The organism is Ralstonia sp. 24A2 (assembly GCF_051783885.1).
Taxonomy (GTDB): Bacteria; Pseudomonadota; Gammaproteobacteria; order Burkholderiales; family Burkholderiaceae; genus Ralstonia.
Genome location: NZ_JBPVZD010000002.1, coordinates 879,098 through 895,649, shown reverse-complemented (window position 1 = coordinate 895,649; position 16,552 = coordinate 879,098). Strand labels below are relative to the sequence as shown.

Annotated in this window: 17 protein-coding genes; 8 read left to right on the top strand and 9 right to left on the bottom strand. The window is 64.7% G+C overall.

Annotated features, from left to right (window positions below; genetic code table 11):
* Nucleotides 1-6: 6 nt before the first annotated feature.
* Nucleotides 7-519, bottom strand: a complete 513-nt coding sequence (locus ACS13N_RS09005; protein ID WP_438931345.1) for an AAA family ATPase — start codon at nt 517-519, stop codon at nt 7-9.
* 11 nt (nt 520-530) lie between these two features.
* Nucleotides 531-1,457, bottom strand: coding sequence for an alpha/beta fold hydrolase (locus ACS13N_RS09000; protein ID WP_438931344.1), 927 nt, complete (start codon nt 1,455-1,457; stop codon nt 531-533).
* A gap of 149 nt (nt 1,458-1,606) precedes the next feature.
* Between ACS13N_RS09000 and ACS13N_RS08995 the strand changes: the two genes are divergently transcribed.
* Both ACS13N_RS08995 and ACS13N_RS08990 read left to right on the top strand, forming a co-directional pair.
* Nucleotides 1,607-2,602, top strand: a complete 996-nt coding sequence (locus tag ACS13N_RS08995) for an NAD(P)H-dependent flavin oxidoreductase (RefSeq protein WP_438931343.1) — start codon at nt 1,607-1,609, stop codon at nt 2,600-2,602.
* Nucleotides 2,603-2,806: 204 nt separating this feature from the next.
* Nucleotides 2,807-4,237: a DUF1254 domain-containing protein gene (locus ACS13N_RS08990; RefSeq protein ID WP_438931342.1), complete on the top strand. Its 1,431-nt coding sequence runs from the start codon at nt 2,807-2,809 to the stop codon at nt 4,235-4,237.
* Between the two features lie 67 nt (nt 4,238-4,304).
* Here ACS13N_RS08990 and ACS13N_RS08985 read toward each other — a convergent pair whose 3' ends face one another.
* Entirely contained in the window at nt 4,305-4,985 is a 681-nt protein-coding gene (locus tag ACS13N_RS08985) for a hypothetical protein (protein WP_438931341.1), read from the bottom strand.
* Between the two features lie 97 nt (nt 4,986-5,082).
* Here ACS13N_RS08985 and ACS13N_RS08980 point away from each other — a divergent pair, with 97 nt between their 5' ends.
* The gene (locus ACS13N_RS08980) at nt 5,083-5,985 is read left to right on the top strand and encodes a LysR substrate-binding domain-containing protein (RefSeq protein WP_438931340.1); all 903 of its coding nucleotides are present in this window, start codon (nt 5,083-5,085) and stop codon (nt 5,983-5,985) included.
* 53 nt (nt 5,986-6,038) lie between these two features.
* Here the strand turns inward: ACS13N_RS08980 and ACS13N_RS08975 are convergent, their stop codons facing one another.
* The 4 genes from ACS13N_RS08975 to ACS13N_RS08960 form a co-directional block, all read right to left on the bottom strand.
* On the bottom strand, nt 6,039-7,181 hold the full coding sequence (locus ACS13N_RS08975; RefSeq protein ID WP_438931339.1) for an acyltransferase family protein: 1,143 nt from the start codon (nt 7,179-7,181) through the stop codon (nt 6,039-6,041).
* A 7-nt stretch (nt 7,182-7,188) separates the two neighbouring features.
* Nucleotides 7,189-7,998, bottom strand: a complete 810-nt coding sequence (gene blaOXA / locus ACS13N_RS08970) for a class D beta-lactamase (RefSeq protein WP_438931338.1) — start codon at nt 7,996-7,998, stop codon at nt 7,189-7,191.
* 190 nt (nt 7,999-8,188) lie between these two features.
* Nucleotides 8,189-9,967 carry a M56 family metallopeptidase gene (locus ACS13N_RS08965; RefSeq protein ID WP_438931337.1) on the bottom strand — a complete coding sequence of 593 codons (1,779 nt, stop codon included), beginning with the start codon at nt 9,965-9,967 and terminating at the stop codon, nt 8,189-8,191.
* Complete coding sequence (locus ACS13N_RS08960) at nt 9,964-10,347, bottom strand: BlaI/MecI/CopY family transcriptional regulator (RefSeq protein ID WP_438931336.1); 384 nt, start codon at nt 10,345-10,347, stop codon at nt 9,964-9,966. The genes ACS13N_RS08965 and ACS13N_RS08960 overlap by 4 nt, the downstream gene beginning before the upstream one ends.
* A gap of 191 nt (nt 10,348-10,538) precedes the next feature.
* On the opposite strand from ACS13N_RS08960, the gene ACS13N_RS08955 reads away from it, so the two are divergent.
* On the top strand, nt 10,539-11,126 hold the full coding sequence (locus ACS13N_RS08955; protein WP_438931335.1) for a helix-turn-helix domain-containing protein: 588 nt from the start codon (nt 10,539-10,541) through the stop codon (nt 11,124-11,126).
* The gene (locus tag ACS13N_RS08950; protein WP_438931334.1) at nt 11,123-11,662 is read left to right on the top strand and encodes a GNAT family N-acetyltransferase; all 540 of its coding nucleotides are present in this window, start codon (nt 11,123-11,125) and stop codon (nt 11,660-11,662) included. The genes ACS13N_RS08955 and ACS13N_RS08950 overlap by 4 nt, the downstream gene beginning before the upstream one ends.
* A 30-nt stretch (nt 11,663-11,692) precedes the next feature.
* On the opposite strand, the gene ACS13N_RS08945 is transcribed toward ACS13N_RS08950, so the two are convergent.
* Complete coding sequence (locus tag ACS13N_RS08945; protein WP_438931333.1) at nt 11,693-12,550, bottom strand: PhzF family phenazine biosynthesis protein; 858 nt, start codon at nt 12,548-12,550, stop codon at nt 11,693-11,695.
* A gap of 149 nt (nt 12,551-12,699) precedes the next feature.
* Nucleotides 12,700-13,554 (bottom strand): 3-hydroxybutyryl-CoA dehydrogenase, encoded by an 855-nt coding sequence (locus ACS13N_RS08940; protein ID WP_438931332.1) that lies wholly within the window; start codon nt 13,552-13,554, stop codon nt 12,700-12,702.
* Nucleotides 13,555-13,723: 169 nt separating this feature from the next.
* Between ACS13N_RS08940 and ACS13N_RS08935 the strand changes: the two genes are divergently transcribed.
* From ACS13N_RS08935 to ACS13N_RS08925, 3 genes are all read left to right on the top strand, one after another.
* The gene (locus ACS13N_RS08935) at nt 13,724-14,656 is read left to right on the top strand and encodes a LysR family transcriptional regulator (protein WP_438931331.1); all 933 of its coding nucleotides are present in this window, start codon (nt 13,724-13,726) and stop codon (nt 14,654-14,656) included.
* A gap of 213 nt (nt 14,657-14,869) precedes the next feature.
* The gene (locus ACS13N_RS08930) at nt 14,870-15,556 is read left to right on the top strand and encodes a hydrolase (protein WP_438931330.1); all 687 of its coding nucleotides are present in this window, start codon (nt 14,870-14,872) and stop codon (nt 15,554-15,556) included.
* 108 nt (nt 15,557-15,664) lie between these two features.
* Nucleotides 15,665-16,486 carry an alpha/beta fold hydrolase gene (locus tag ACS13N_RS08925; RefSeq protein ID WP_438931329.1) on the top strand — a complete coding sequence of 274 codons (822 nt, stop codon included), beginning with the start codon at nt 15,665-15,667 and terminating at the stop codon, nt 16,484-16,486.
* The last annotated feature ends 66 nt before the right edge of the window (nt 16,487-16,552 follow it).

Here is a 16,552-nt window from a genome sequence, read left to right as displayed (position 1 = left end):
CGCTGGTCAATGCTGAGGGACCGGGCGAAACGCTGGCGTTGAACCGTCCAACCGCAGAACGTTGCTGTAGCCCTCTTCAGCCGATGGCGGCTCGAACAGGGCAGCGACGCTCCTGATGCTGTCTTCCGGCACACGCTTGTCTGGCGCGCGCAGAGCGTTTCGTGTGAGTGCCACGCTGAGCGGCGTATCGATCCACACAGCGATCGCCTCAGCACCGTATCGACTCGCCAACTCCAAAATCGGACGCCGATGCCGAATGCCAGGAAGCGCGGCATCGAAGCAAATGCACGGTGCATAGCGCTGCGCATTCTGGCGAATCCAATGGGATTTCCCTGCCCCTTGCGATCCACAAACGATCAGCAGCCGGTGTGGTCCACTCGGCGTGGATTCTCGCAAGCGATCCTCCAGCGCCTGAAAGCAGCGATCCCACGCCGCCTTGCTGCGCTCGGGCGTCCACACGCGCCCCGAAGGCGTCTCCAAAAACGTATCGGGATTGATGATCGCGACGCCCGCTGCCATTGCGGTTCGCATCAAGCAAAGAACGCCCGCATCTCCTTGAGCAACGCCTCCGGCGCTTCCTCCGGCACATAGTGTCCGCATGGCACGGTACCGCCGCTCACATCCTTGGCCACTGCGCTCCACAGTTCCAGCGGCTTGAAGCACCGCTGGATCACCCCATGCTCGCCCCACAACACGCGCAGCGGCACGCTCACACGCTTGCCGGCGGAACGGTCTGCGCGATCGTGCTCAAGATCGATGGTGGCAGCGGCACGGTAGTCCTCGCACATAGCATGTACGCAGTCGGGCTCGCGCATGGCGGCGGCGTAGGTGGCCATCGCTTCCGGTGCGAACGGTTCAAGCCCCGCATGGCGCAGGCCCATCAGCTTGCTGATGTAGAAATCCGGCGTGGCGTTGATGAGTGTTTCAGGAAACGGCGAGGGCTGGATCAGGAAGAACCAGTGCCAGTACGCCGAGGCGAAGGCCATATCGGTCTGCTCATACATCGCCAGCGTGGGGGCAATGTCGAGCAGCATGGCGCGCTCCACGTGCACGGGGTGATCGACGCACAGGCGATGTGCCACGCGTGCGCCGCGATCATGCGCGCATAGCCGGAAGCGGCCGAAGCCGAGTGCGCGCATCACCTCGACCTGGTCCTGCGCCATCACGCGCTTGCTGTATTCCGCGTGCCTGGCGCTGCCGGCCGGTTTGGACGATGCGCCATAGCCGCGCAAATCGGTGGCGACAACGGTGTAATCGTTCACCAGCTCGCGCGCGACCTTGTGCCAGATCACATGGCTTTGCGGATGACCGTGCAGCAACAGCAGCGGCGGGCCGCTGCCGCCGATCACACCGGCAATCTCGACGCCGTTGACCACCTGACGGAACGGGCGAAAGCCCGGAAACAGCGCCTGATCGGCGGCGGCGGTGGCGGCTTCGATGGACAGCGGTGCAGTCATGACGGTCTCCTCTTCCTCTGGCGCAATGGGATGTCCAGCATGCTAGCGCAGAAGCCGCCAGCACAGCGAAGGTCACATTCGGGGCAATACGCGGCGCCCGCTTCCTATAATCGAACGACGCTGTCTGCCTTTCCCCATCAGGAGACGCCATGCCCGCCGCCAAGCATCTGCCACCCGCGCTGCAACACCTGACCCTGCCGGTGATCGGCTCGCCGATGTTCATCGTCAGCTATCCGGAGCTGGTGCTGGCGCAATGCAAGGCCGGCATCGTCGGGGCGTTTCCGGCGCTCAATGCGCGCCCGGCCGAGGTGCTGGACGAATGGCTCACGCAGATCAACGAAAACCTCGCCGCATATCGAGCCACACTCGGCGCCGCGCACCCGCACGCTGTGGTGGGACCGCTGGCCGTCAACCAGATCGTGCACCACTCCAACGCGCGGCTGGAGCAGGACGTGGCCACCTGCGTCAAGCACAAGGTACCGATCTTCATCACCTCGCTGCGCGCGCCGGTCAAGGAGATCCTGGATGCGGTGCACAGCTACGGCGGCATCGTGCTGCACGATGTGATCAACCTGCGCCATGCCGAGAAGGCGCTCGAAGCCGGTGTCGATGGCCTGATCCTGGTGGCGGCGGGTGCGGGCGGGCATGCTGGCACGCTGTCGCCGTTTGCGCTGGTGGGTGAGGTGCGGCGCATCTTTGACGGGCCGATCGCACTGTCGGGCGCCATCGCCACGGGGGATGCCATCCTCGCCGCGCAGGCCATGGGCGCCGATCTCGCCTACATCGGCACGCGCTTCATTGCCAGCAAGGAGGCGCATGCGGCGGAAAGCTATAAACAAGCCATCGTGCGCGCAGCAGCGTCCGACATCATCTACACCAACCTCTTCACAGGGGTGCACGGCAACTACATCCGCGAGAGCATCGAGCTGGCGGGCCTGGACCCCGCAGCCCTGCCCGAGGCCGACAAATCGAAAATGAACTTTGGCGATGGCAGCTCCCGTGCCAAGGCCTGGAAAGACATCTGGGGCGCCGGGCAGGGGGTAGGCCAGATTGCCGACCTGCCCCCCGCCGGCGAGATCGTCACGCGGCTCAAAGCCGAGTACGATGCCGCCAAATTGCGGCTTGCCCTGCATCTGCGGCTGTAGGCGCATCCCGCGCACCCCACCGTGCGCACCCCACCGCACTTCGATTGACTTGCGAGGGCGGCACTTCTAAATTCAAAAGATGCTCAACAACAAGCGTGGCGTCGTGACGGGCGACCACGCAACCGTATGCGCAAGCATCCTTGGGGGGATGTTCGACAGGCGTCTGGTTTCCTGTTGCCGCGTACCGACAAGATGGAGAACACGATGACGCACTGCCATGCGCCCGCGCGCCCGCTCACAAGGCTGGCGGCTGTGGCGCTGAGCGCGGCGGCCCTGACCCTGAGCGGCTGCGCGACCCAGGACCCGAACCCCGCCGCTGCCAACGAACTGCGCCTGCCGCAAGCCGGCGAGGCACAAGTCCGATCCGCCTATGTGTATGCGTTTCCGTTGATGATGACGGACGCGCTGATGCAGGTCACTTCCGCCATCGCGCCCAATGGGCGCTTCATGCACCAGCGCACGCTGGAAGACGAAACCCTGCCGGCCGGCGTGCGTGCGCGCGTGGATGTGCTCGCCAGCAGCGCCTTCGTCGATTTGCGCAACGGGCCGGTTGTGTTGAGCCTGCCCGACGTCGGCCGCCGCCACATCTGGGTAGCGGTGCACGACGCCTGGACGGACGTGTTCGAATCCCTCGGCAACCGCACCACCGGTGCACGCGCGGCCCACTACGCCATCACGCCGCCAGGCTGGGAAGGCACGCTGCCGGCAGGTGTCAAACAGATTGCCGCGCCAACCAACCTGGTATGGGTCGTCGCACGCACACAGGTTGCCGGCGCACGCGATGAAGCGGCTGCGCGCCGTGTGCAGGATCGCTACCGCATCACGCCCCTGGACGCCTTCGGCAAAGCCGGCGCGCGCGAAACAGAAGCGGAAGCCGACAAGGCCAATGACATCGACGTCAGCCTGAATGCTGCACGCCGCCGTGTGACCGCGCTCGATGCCAACACCTACTTCACGCGGTTTGCGGAGCTGCTCAAGGACAACCCGCCGCACGCGGCGGATTCCACGATGGTGGCAGCGCTGCGCAACCTGGGCATCGCGCCCGGCACGCCATTCGATGCCAAGGCCGTGGACTCCACCAGCCTCAAGGTCATGGATGCCGGCGTGACTGCCGCGCGCGAGACGCTCTCGATGGCGGCCAAGCAGCCGTCCATCACGCAGAACGGCTGGTTTATCCCGCGCATGATCGGCGCGTATGGGCTGGACTATGCGCAGCGCGCGATCATCTCGTGGTCGGGCGGCGGTACCGACGTACCGCAGGACATGTTGATTGCCACCGCCACAGCGGACGCCAACAGCCTGCCGCTGGACAGCACGCACCGCTACGTGCTGCATTTCGACCGCAACCAGCTCCCGCCGGAGAACGCCGGCTGGGCCGTGGCCGCTGTGCAGCAACCGCGCCGTACCGCCGAGCGCCCCGGCCTGCGCAACGTCATCAGCGAAGCCGACCACCCGCGCCTGAACCGCGATGGCTCGCTCGACATCCTGATCCAGCGTGCGCCGCCCAAGGGCATGCGTAACAACTGGCTGCCGCCGCCCGTCGGGCCTTTCCTGCTGCGCATGCAACTGACGTGGCCGAAGGAAGCTGCGCTGGATGGCACGTGGCTGCCGCCCGCCGTGCAGAAGCGGGACTAGCGCACCGCACTCGCCAGCCAGGCGCACGACACGTACCGGACGCCGCCTGCGCTGGCGACTTGGGCGCTTAGGGCTGCCCCTTGCACGCAGCCGTACACAGCACCTTGTCCACGCCCGCGAAAAAGCCGTCGTAGACCTCCCGCTGCAGCACGGTCTTCGTGCGCGCATCGCCATTGCTATCCCAGACCGTGCTGTCGAACCGGGCGCGCACCAGCGTCGCCCGGTTGCCAGCGCCCGCCTTGACCGCGATGACCGCCGACACGCGTTCGTGATCCGGCTTGGCCGGAAACATGCCGGTGTAATTCTTGAGCGCGCCACGAAGCAACTGGCGCCACTTGGGCACCAGCGTGTCACTATGCCCCGCTTCCACCAGGCCGGTTTCGTTGTCGACCGACACCGGCGCGTAACCCAGTTCGGTCAACGCCTTGGCCACGGCACTCAGTGCACGATCCGGCGCGGTGTTGGCGTACGTACGGTCGCGCATGGTGCGCAGGCTCTGCTGCTCCGCATCGGTCAGGTCCACACTCACCTGGCGAGAGCTGTATCGCACGAGCGTTCCTCCACTGCCGGTCTCACGCTCGTTCGGCGGCGGACCTGAGCAGGCGACCAGCATCAAGACAACACTGGCCAGTCCCAAGTAGCGGCTCGCTTGGTGCATCCACAGCGGCATCCAGCAATCGAACGGAAATGACCGCCACGCAGAGCGCAGCACCGATGTCTTGAGTAGGCTGGGTAATGCAATCATCATCTTCCGATCCAATGTGGCGCCTATGATAGGAAGCCGCTTTCATTGCCACAAACGAGTTTTTTTCCACGACGCTTTAGCTGTTCTTTGACATTGCGCCATGCGCCGACTCCCCCCTCTCAATGCCCTGCGCAGCTTTGAAGCTGCTGGGCGCCTGAACAGCCTGACCCTTGCCGCCGAAGAGTTGAATGTCACGCAGAGCGCGATCGCCCAGCAGATCCGCGTGCTGGAAACGTTCTTTGGGCAGAAGCTCTTCGAGCGCGATGGGCGATCCCTGCGCCTGACGTTGCGGGCGCGGCACTACCTGGTGGATGTCGCAAGTTGCATCGGGCGCCTGACCGAGGCCACGGAGCAGATGTTCGAAGCACCGGACCGGCGCCAGATCCGGATCAATACTTCGTCGTCGTTCGCCCATGGCTGGCTGCTTCCGCAACTGGCGCACTTTCATGTGCAGCACCCAAGCATCGAAATTGAGCTGGTGTCCACGCCTGATACAGACGTGGAGCGCATCGATGAATCAAGCGACGTGGTCATCCGCCGCTACACGCCGGAGTTGCGGCGCCAAGGCTTCACGTCGAAACCCCTGGTGGCCAACGCGGCGGTGCCGATCTGCGCGCCGCATCATCCCGCACTGGCAGCGGTGCGCACGCCGGCGGACCTGCGCCATGCACCTCTGCTGCACTACGTCGGCTTGCCCCAGGCGTGGCAGTACTGGTTTCACCAGGCGGGGGTCTCGATGGGTGAAACCCTGCGCGGACCGTTCTACGACGAATTCGCCCTGCTGGTGAAGGCTGCGATGAGTGGGCTGGGAATCTGCCTGGCCCCACGGGCCGTGATTCAGGACGACGTCGACCATGGGCGCCTGGTCATGCTGTTTCCGGAGGTCAAGCTGGAAGGGCCGCCGTTTCACTGCCTGTATCGGGATGCAGCGGATGACCGGTCGCTCAACATCTTCCTCGCATGGCTGTTCGAGCGCGCCAGCGAGGCGCATGGTCCCGCGTAATCTCGCGCCGCGCATCCCCCGGTTACCGCAATAACCGGGGGATGCGTCCCCGTTCAAACGATGGTGGATTGTGTGCGCCGCGGCTGCAGAAGACGTTGCCGAAGCGTGCGGTTGAGCGGCTCCGCGTAGTACCGCCCAATGCTCGCAGCCAGCAGGAACGAAAACAGCATGAACGCCGCCAGCAGCACGAGTTTCTCGTCACCGAGAACTGTGGCGCGCGGGAACCCTGTTTTGAGTACCGCCAACGGAATCAAGTGAAACAGGTACAGCTCATAGCTGTTCTTGCCGCACCATGCCACCGCCGCACCGACACGATTGAAGCGCCGCCCATCGTTGGTCGCCGAACGCTGCACTGGCCACAGCAGCACCGCCGTACCAAGCGCCATCGCCGTCACGCCCAGGACGTTGCTCTGTGCGATCGGCCACCACAGATAAAGAAACGTCATCAAGGCGACGACCGCGGATTGTACGAACCAGGTCGTCATGCCGGCCAGGGCGAACCGCCTGGAAAGAACGGCGGCACCGCAACCGATGGCAATGCCGTCAAAGCTGGCGAAGTACGCGTAGAGAAATCCAGCCTCATCCCCTTGGTGGGTCAGCCGGTACAGCGGGCCGACCGCAATGATCGCTGCCCAGAACAGGCAGAGCAGCGACTCACGCCGAAGCACGAGGCACAGCAACGGGAACGTGAGGTAGAACACCTCCTCGACCGAGAGCGACCATAGGACGCCCAACGGATAGTTGACCCATCCCACCCGCGCAATCAGCACGTTCATGGTGAAGGTCAGGCTCGCCAGATTGACGTGCCATAGCGGAACGGGCTCACCCGTCGCGACGTGGTTCTGGAAGATCGCAACACCGTACAGCGCGAGCACGTTCACGATGGCGAGCAGCAACAGCAGACACGGCACGATGCGCGCGATGCGAAGCCCGTAGAACGCCCACGCGTCGATGCGGCCAAGCTGCCCCCAGCGGCGCAGGGCATTGGAGGTGATCAGGTAACCCGAGACCACGAAGAACATGGTCACCCCATAGTTGCCGTTGCGGGCCACGGCCTGCACAAGCTCCGGCCCGAAGACCGCAGCAAGTGACGTATCGCTCAAGCGATAGGCGATGTTGAAGTGATGAAACAGGACGAGCAGGATGGCGACCCCACGGATCACGTCGATGCGTTTGCTGCGCATGTCGGTCAGCATGACTGTCCTATCGCGTCACGCCATCAACCAGCGCTGGCAGATCGCTCAGCAGTGCATCGCGCGTGCGCATGCCGGCTGGCGTCGGCTGCGCCTGGGTGTCCTGGGTCAGGCGCGCGAACACCAGCGTGCGCGGCCCCTTCGTTGCCCAGCCGACGAACCAGCCGTAGGCATGCGCCCGGTCATAGTTGCCTTCATGCGTGATCGGCGCCCCCGGAGAGCCCGTACCGGTCTTGCCGTGAATCGTCCACCCGCCGGGCAGCGTGGCGACTTCGGTCACGCGCCAAGTCATGTCCAGGGCGGTGGCACTCACCGGGAGCGTGCGGTTGGCGACCTTGCGCAGGAACGCCACCTGTTCCAGCGGCGAGATCTGCAGCGACCCGTTGGCCCACGCACGTGGGGTGCGCGGCTCGCCCAATACATTCCGGTTTCCATAGTCGAACAGGTCGACATAGTGCTGATAGCGGGTATCACCAAGAGACTGGACCACCCGCTGCGAGAACCAGACCACCGAATACTGCATCCACCGCGCTGGGTCCGTGGGCTGGCGCCAGGCATCACCGCCCCACGCGACATCGCCGTCGCGGTACGTCAGTGTGGGCGTATGTTCATCCTTGAGAATGCCGGCGTCGAACCCCATCAGGCTGAGTGCGATCTTGAAGGTGGAGGCCGACGTGACGCGCGTGGCGCAATCGCCGTTCTGTACCAATACATCGCCCGATGCTGCATCCGCGATGACGGTGCAGATGGTTCCGGCTTGAGCGGTTTGGCTCATCAGGTTGACGGTCAGGATGGCTGCCGCGACACACCAGCGTTTCATGTTCTTCTCTCTTGATTGGGCCTCAACTCAATAGCCGATTCAGCAAAGGGCGAGGCAGGGTTGCACGTCAAAACGTCGGGACGAACGTCTCCTGACCGGCCAGATGCAACCTGCCGGACAAGGAAACAGCGACGGGGAAAACGTGACGCACGCCGAGCTCAGGCGAGCGCCGTGGCACGCAGGATGCGGATCAGGACATGGTGGGTACACTCACCGCCCGATCCCCATTGAGCAGGACCATCGTGATGCTGGTGCCGGCAGAGCGGATCTGCATGATCAGACAGCGGCCAGCGTCATGGGTAAAGCCTGTCTTGGAGAGCTGAATGTCCCAGCCGCGCGCACCGACCAACGGATTGGTGTTGCGGTACTCCACCGGCTGGCCATTGATCTGGAGCGTCTCGCTTACATAGGTGGTATCGCGGCGGATCTCCGGGTAGTCCGCTGCTGCCTTGGCGATGATGGCGATGTCGCTGGCCGTCGATCGGTTGTACGCCGACAGGCCCGTCGGTTCATTCAGCGCGGTATGCGTCAGCCCCAGTGCGGCGATCTTTGCATGCAATGCCCGCTCGAACGCAGGCATGCCCCCGGGGTAGGTTCGCGCCAGGGCAAAGGCGGCCCGGTTGTCCGATGACATCAGTGCAAGCTGCATGACGTCGCGCAGCGGCAGGTTTGTCCCGACAGGCACACCCGCGCGACGCAACGTCGGTGTGCCCGCATCGGCCGGAGCAATCTGCACAACGCGATCCAGCTCGGGCCGCGCATCCAGCACCACCATGGCGGTCATCAGCTTGGTCAACGATGCAATCGGGACGACGCTGTCTGCATCGCGCTGGAGCAACACCTTGCCGCTGCCGTCTTCCACCACGTACACATGTTTGGATTGGATCATGCCGACAAGCGCCTCGACCTTGCCGATGGCCGCAGCGTGGACGAGCATGCGCTGCGCGTCATCCGACACCGACAGCGCCTCGCGAGCAAGGGCGGCGCCCACGTACTGCGGCACGACGACCGCCGACACAACCAGTGCGGTACCCAGCGCTGCGGTCAAGCCAACCGACGTCCATCCGGCGGGCTGCTGCGGCCTGACCAGCCGGCGGATGCGCTCGGACAGCACACCGCCATGCGCCCACAGTGCCGCGCCCGCGGGGGCTGCCTCCACACCCTGCTGCTGGCTCAGCTGATTGAGTGCCAGCGCCAGATGCCGCGGGTTGCCGGTCAGGCTCGCGGCGAGCTCATCGGCAATCAGCTCCCGCTCCACACGGATGCGTCCGGACAACCACCACACGCCCGGATGATAGAAGAGCAACGCCTCGATCGCCCGCTGCATGAGGTTGACGAGATAGTCGAAACGCCGGATGTGCGCGACCTCGTGTGCCAGCAACGCCTCGATCAGGTCCGGTGGCATCTGCGTCAACAACGAAGCCGGCACCAGCACAACGGGGCGCCACCAACCGGCGGCGACGGGACCGGACAGATGAGGCACCACCCGAAGCCGGATCGGGCGACGAATTCCACAGCGTTGCGCAAGCGCAGACACGCATGCCTGCCACGCATCGTTGGCGCAGGCATGCGATGCATGCGCAAGCCGATGCACCCAGGCCAGGCCCACGACCACTCGCACCATCATCAGGCCGACGCCGAACAGCCAGGCCGCCACCACCCACAGCATCGGGTCTTCCAGCAAGGCGGGCGCTGCGGCCTGCGGCATCCAGATGGGCATCGCCGGCACAGGGTCGATGGTGGCCATGGCGGCAATCATTGCCGTGAACTGGCGATAGCCGTCGACGAGAGGAATCAGCACGCACAGCGCCAACGCCATGCACAGCACGATGTACCGGACCTGCGGACGACCGCCTCGCGTCAGCCGCAGGAACAGTGCGGCGGCAAGACTCAGCAGTGCCCCCTTCCAGAGGAAGTGCAGCAGCGCCCAGCCTACCGCCTGAACCAGAATGGCAGGCGTTGTGCTCACCGGACTTCCTCGCGCAGCAACGCTTCGATCTCGGCGCGCTCTTCCTTGGTGACATGCCCGCGCAACGCCGCAAGAACCAGCGCCTTGCCGGAGCCCGCAAACGCCTTGTTGATGAACTCGTTCAGCAGACCGCTCTGCAGAACGTTCTGGCGCTGCGCCGGTGCGTACACGTGCGAACGCTCACGCTCGTCGCGTACCAGCATCCCCTTGGCATGCATGATCTGCAACTGGCGCAGCACCGCAGCGTAGGTCGTTTCCGGCTTCTCGGTCTGCACCGCCTGATGGACCTGCTTGACCGTGGCCGGCCCCAGTTGCCACAACACGCGCAGGAGGTTCAGTTCAGCAGCGGTGGGCTTGATGCGAGGCGAGGTCTTGGTCATGGCGATACGTCGGTTCTGTAGCGATCGGCATGTAGACTAACTTTTCTAGAAAAACTTGTCTAGAAAATCCTGTCTACCTCCTGCACGACACCGCTCGCGCAAAACCGCGCAGCAATTGACGGCCGGAGGCGATGACAATCCCTCCCTCAAATTCCAGTTTACTGGATGAAAATTTCCATTAAACTGACAACATGGACATCCACCAACGCATCGCCCGCCGCCTGCGCGAACTGCGCGACGCCCAGGGCCTCTCGCTCGACGCCCTGGCCGAACGCAGCCAGGTCAGCCGCTCGGCCATCTCCCTGATCGAACGCGGCCAGAGCAGCCCGACCGCTGCCGTGCTCGACCGGCTCAGTTCTGCGCTGGGCGTGACGCTCGCTTCGCTGTTCGAAGAGGGTGCGGCGCCGGCCGCCGAACCCTCGCCCGTAGCACGCGCGACCGACCAGCCGGAGTGGACCGACCCAGACTCCGGCTACGTACGCCGCAACCTCTCGCCGGCCGCGCGCTCGCCCATCCAGCTCGTAGAGGTGCACTTTCCGCCCGGCCAGCGCGTCGCCTACGACACCAGCGTGCGCGACTCCGAGATCTACCAGCAGGTGTGGATCGTCGAAGGCACGATGGAGATGACCGTGGGCGACGTGCACTGGCGCCTCGCCGCGGGCGATTGCCTGGCGATGCAGCTGGATCGCCCGATCGTCTTTCACAACCCGACGCAGCGGCCGGCGCGCTATCTGGTGGCACTCACCACGGTGTCGCCTGCTGGCTGGAGAACGAAATGACCGACACAGTGATCGTGCGCCGCGTGAGCGCCAATGAAGCGAGCGCCTGCGTCGATGCGCTGGCCGATGTGTTGGTCGATTGCGTGGAGGGGGGCGCGTCGGTCAGCTTCATGCAACCGTTGTCGCATGACAAGGCGCAGGCGTTCTGGCGCAACGTAGCCGAAGGGGTCGCGCGCAACGAACGCGCCTTGCTGATTGCCGAAGACGAGCGCGGCGTCGTGCTCGGCACCGTGCAGCTGATTCTGGCGCAGCCCGAGAACCAGCCGCACCGCGCAGACGTGGCCAAGATGCTCGTGCACCGCCGCGCGCGTCGGCGGGGCATTGCACAGCAGTTGATGATGGCGCTGGACGACATCGCCCGCGCCGAAGGCAAGACGGTGCTGGTGCTCGACACCGTGACTGGCGGCGATGCCGAGCGGCTGTACACACGCGCCGGCTGGCAACGCGTCGGCACGGTGCCCAACTACGCGTTGATGCCCGACGGCGCGCTCTGCGGAACGACGTTCTTCTGCAAGCAGCTCAGTGTCGTCAATTAGCGCCGTCAGCTAGCACTGCCGCTTAATCACTTAGATCGTCAGCGTGCCGCGGCCGATCTCGATCACGCGGCCCCCCACGTGGATGGTGCCGTCGGCATCGACCTGCAGCGTCAGGTAGCACGGCCGCCCCACCTCAGCGCCCTGCTCGATGCGATAGCTTGCCGGCAGCGTATGCTCAGTCGCGCGCAGCCAGCCACCCAGGTTGGCACAGGCCGAACCGGTGCCCGGGTCTTCCCACAGGCCGGTGCCATATTCGAAGAAGAAACGTGACACCACCGGGTCATTGCTGCCGGGCGCGGGCATGGTGAACACATAGGCGTTGCGCCCATCGTTGCGGCTGCGCGGCCAGGCGTCGAACGCAGCAGGATCAGGGCGGGCACGCTCCACATCCGCGCGCGTCTTGACCGGCACCATCAGTTGCTCGATACCGGCGTCCACCCACAGCGGCGGGCCTGCCAGCGCGTCCGTGTCCAGCCCAAGCATCTTCGCGATGGCCGGATCGGCTTCGCGCGTATTCAGCGCACCGGAGCGCGGCGGCACCAGCGACCACCCCTCGTCCTGCGCCGTCAGCGACACGATGCCCGACTGGCAACGCAGCGTCAGTTCGTTGCCCGGACCGTACAGCTCGCGCACCACCTGCGCGGTCCCCAGCGACGGGTGACCGGCAAACGGCATCTCGTAGTCGGGCGTGAAGATGCGGAAGCGCGCGGTGGCGCCGTCCGTGTCATCGGGAAAGATGAAGGTGATCTCGGACAGATTGAACTGGCGTCCGATGGCCTGCATGGTGGCGTCGTCCAGGCCGCGCCCATCTTCAAAGACGGCGAGCTGGTTGCCGCCAAAGGTGGATTCGGCAAAGACGTTGAGCAGGCGGTAGGCGTAGCGCGACATGGCGGTATCCGGTGTGCAGTGTGTGAAAGAAAAAAGCGGTGTGGCGATACGTCATCATCAACGCACCGCCGCACCGCCTCCATGCACACTTGCAGACACTTCTCGCGAATCCGACCGGACAGTTGGCGGACAGCGCGAATGCCGTGCGCTTACTTGCTGTAGTCGTATACGCCGCGACCGGTCTTGCGGCCCAGGTAGCCAGCGGCCACCATCTCGCGCATCAGCATGGCCGGGCGGTATTTGGGATCGGCAAACTCGGTGTACAGCACTTCCATCACGGCCAGCATGGTGTCCAGGCCGATCATGTCGGCCAGCGCCAGCGGCCCGATCGGGTGGTTGCAGCCGAGCTTCATGCCTTCGTCAATCTCTTCCGGCGAGGCCAGGCCTTCGCCCAGCACGCAGAACGCCTCGTTGATCATCGGGCACAGGATGCGGTTGACCACAAAGCCCGGGCTGTTCTTGACCGTGATCGGTGTCTTGCCGAGCTGCTTGGCCAGCGCCTCGACGTCGGCGTGCGTGGCATCGCTCGTCTGCAGGCCGCGGATGACTTCCACCAGCGCCATCATCGGCACCGGGTTGAAGAAGTGCATGCCGATGAAGCGGCTGGCATCTTGCAGCACGGCGGCCAGCTTGGTGATCGAGATCGACGACGTGTTGGACGCGACGATGGCGTGCGGTGCAGCCACCGCTTCGAGCTGCTTGAGGATCTTGACCTTCAGGTCGAAGTTCTCGGTGGCGGCTTCGATGACGAGGTCGGCACGCTTGAGGTCGTCATAGCTGGTCGAGCCCTGGATGCGGGCCAGCGCGGCGGCCTTGTCGGCTTCGGTCGCCTTCTCTTTCTTGATGAGGCGGTCCAGGCTGCCCGCCACGGTGGCGATGCCTTTCTGCACGGCGGCATCGCTGATATCCACCATCACCACATCCAGCCCGACCACGGCGCATGCCTGCGCGATGCCGTTGCCCATTGTTCCAGCACCGACGATGCCGACCGTTTGGATTGCCATGAACTGCTCCTCGCTTGGTAGTTTGGTATGGGAATGAAACAGATTGCAGAGGATAAACGACCAGACGATCCCCGGAAAAGCCCCGCGGGCGGCAACGTCACATTCGTCAGGATCGCCGTATGATGGCTGGCGTCGCGCCACCCTCACCTGCGGCGCATGGACCGTACCTATGGACCGCTTTCTCAGTATTGAAGCCTTTGTGCGCGTGGCCGAAACGCGCAGCTTTGCCGAAGCCGCACGCCAGCTGGGCGTGACCAACTCGGTGGTCACCAACCGCGTGCAGCAGTTGGAACGCTTTATCGAAGCGCCGCTGTTCCACCGCAGCACACGGCACGTGCGGCTGTCGGAGGTGGGCGAGACCTACTACAAGCGCTGCGCCGAAGCCGTCTGCATGCTGACGGACCTGACCGACCAGATGCGCGGCCTGCGCGCCACACCGGCCGGCAAGCTGCGCATCCGCATGCTGCCCGGCTACGCATTGAGTCACTTTGCCGCGCCGCTGGCCAAGTTTGGCGCGCAATACCCCGACATCCAGCTCGACGTGGTGGTGGACGACAGCGTGGTCGACCCGATTGCCGAGGGGTTCGACGTCGCGTTCCAGATCTTCCCCCCCATCAATGATTCGCTGATCGAGAAGCGCCTGTTCGTGCTGCGGCGCATGTTCTGCGCAACGCCCGCGTACGTTGAGGAATATGGCCTGCCGCAGCAACCGGCGGATCTGCTGCAGCATTCACTCGCGCTGTACTCCGGCTACCCGACCCGCAAGCGCTGGGTGTTCTCGCGCGGCGGCGAGGTGCGCGCCGAACTCGACCTGCCCGAGCAGGTACGTTCCAACTCCGTGCACCTGCTGCGCGACTACGCGCTCACCAGTGCCGGCATTGCCTGCCTGCCCACCCTCGTCATCAGCGACGATCTGGTCGCGGGCCGGCTGGTGCCCATACTGGCCGACTACGACCTGGCACCGCTGTACTTCTCGGCGGTGTACCCCGCCACGCAGCGGCAGGCCGTCAAGGTGAGTGCGCTGATTGATTGCCTGGCCAGCCACCACGCAGGTGAACTCGCGTGGGACACGCCTTTGCTGGAACGCGGCTGGGTGCGGTAGCGCCAGCCTGACCGGTCGCATATTTCGCGAAACCGCACGGATTGTTCGGTAATCGCAAAAACTGCACTCGCCGATTGGGCCGTTGTGTCCGGAGCGCGGCTTCCTATCATTGATGGGCCGCCGATCCTCACCGCGCCAATGCAGCCTCGGGACGGTGGCGCTCTCTGAAGCTTCCCCGAGCTTCCCCCCAGCCTCACCCAATCGGACACGGCCATGACCAACCCCAAGCTGGAAGTACTGACCCCGCAGAACTGTCAACTGATCTTCATCGACCATCAGCCGCAAATGGCCTTCGGTGTGCAGTCGATGGATCGCCAAGCCCTGAAGAACAACACGGTCGGGCTTGCCAAGGCAGCCAAGATCTTCAACATCCCCACCACCATTACCACCGTCGAGTCGGAGAGCTTCTCGGGCTTCACCTACCCCGAACTGCTCGACGTGTTTCCGGACAAGGCACTGCTCGAACGCACCTCGATGAACTCGTGGGACGACCAGAAGGTGCGCGACGCCCTGGCCAAGAACAACCGCAGGAAAGTGGTCGTCTCGGGCCTGTGGACGGAGGTGTGCAACTGCACCTTTGCGCTGTCGGCCATGCACGATGCCGACTACGAGATCTACATGGTGGCCGACGCCTCGGGCGGCACCTCCAAGGAAGCGCACGACTACGCCATGCAACGCATGGTCCAGGCCGGCGTGGTGCCCGTGACGTGGCAGCAAGTGCTGCTCGAATGGCAGCGCGACTGGGCCCACCGCGACACGTATGACGCCGTCATGCAACTGGTGAAGGAGCATTCCGGCGCTTACGGCATGGGCGTGGATTACGCCTACACGATGGTGCACAAGGCGCCGCAGCGCACCGCCACGCCGCACGAAGCGCTGGCGGCGGTGCCTGCCCGCTGATCGCGCTGCCACCCAAGCCACATCCCTGCCCTCGGGCGACGCCTCTGCAGCAGCGCTGCTGTTGCACGCGCCGCCCGATTCGCCATCACGCACACCTCCATTCCCATCATGCAAACGATCACGACTCAAGACGGTACGCGCATCTTCTACAAGGATTGGGGCACCGGTAAGCCGGTCGTCTTCTCGCACGGCTGGCCGCTCAACGCCGACGCCTGGGACGCGCAGATGCTGTTCCTCGTGCAGAAGGGCTTTCGCGTCATTGCGCATGACCGGCGCGGCCACGGCCGCTCCGACCAGCCCTCGAAGGGCAACGACATGGATACCTATGCCGACGATCTGGCGGCGCTGCTGGATGCACTCGACATCCAGGGTGCCACGCTGGTCGGCCACTCCACTGGCGGCGGCGAAGTCGCGCACTACATCGGCCGGCACGGCACCAAGCGGGTCGCGCGCGCCGTGCTGATCGGTGCCGTACCGCCCATCATGCTCAAGACGGCCGCCAACCCAAAGGGCTTGCCGATGGAGGTGTTCGACGGCATCCGCAAAGGGGTGGCGGACAACCGCTCGCAGTTCTATCGCGATCTCGCCACGCCGTTCTTCGGCTTCAACCGGCCGGGGGCGAAGGTTTCGCAAGGCACGATCGACGCCTTCTGGGCGCAGGGCATGACCGGCGGCATCCACGGTCAGTACCTGTGCATCAAGGAGTTCTCGGAGGTCGATTACACCGAAGACCTGAAGAAGATCGACGTGCCAGTGTTGTTCCTGCATGGCGACGACGACCAGATCGTGCCGATCGACGATTCGGCGCGGCTGGGCGTGGAGCTGGTCAAGAACGGCACGCTCAAGGTCTACCCGGGCGGCTCGCACGGCATGTGCGTGACCGAGGCAGACAAGGTCAACGCTGACTTGCTGGCATTCCTGTCGTCCTAAACTGGGTGAGCCGGTGCGCGGTAGCGCGCGTGCACCGGCCCCGATCACTGCCTGACAGGAGGCCTC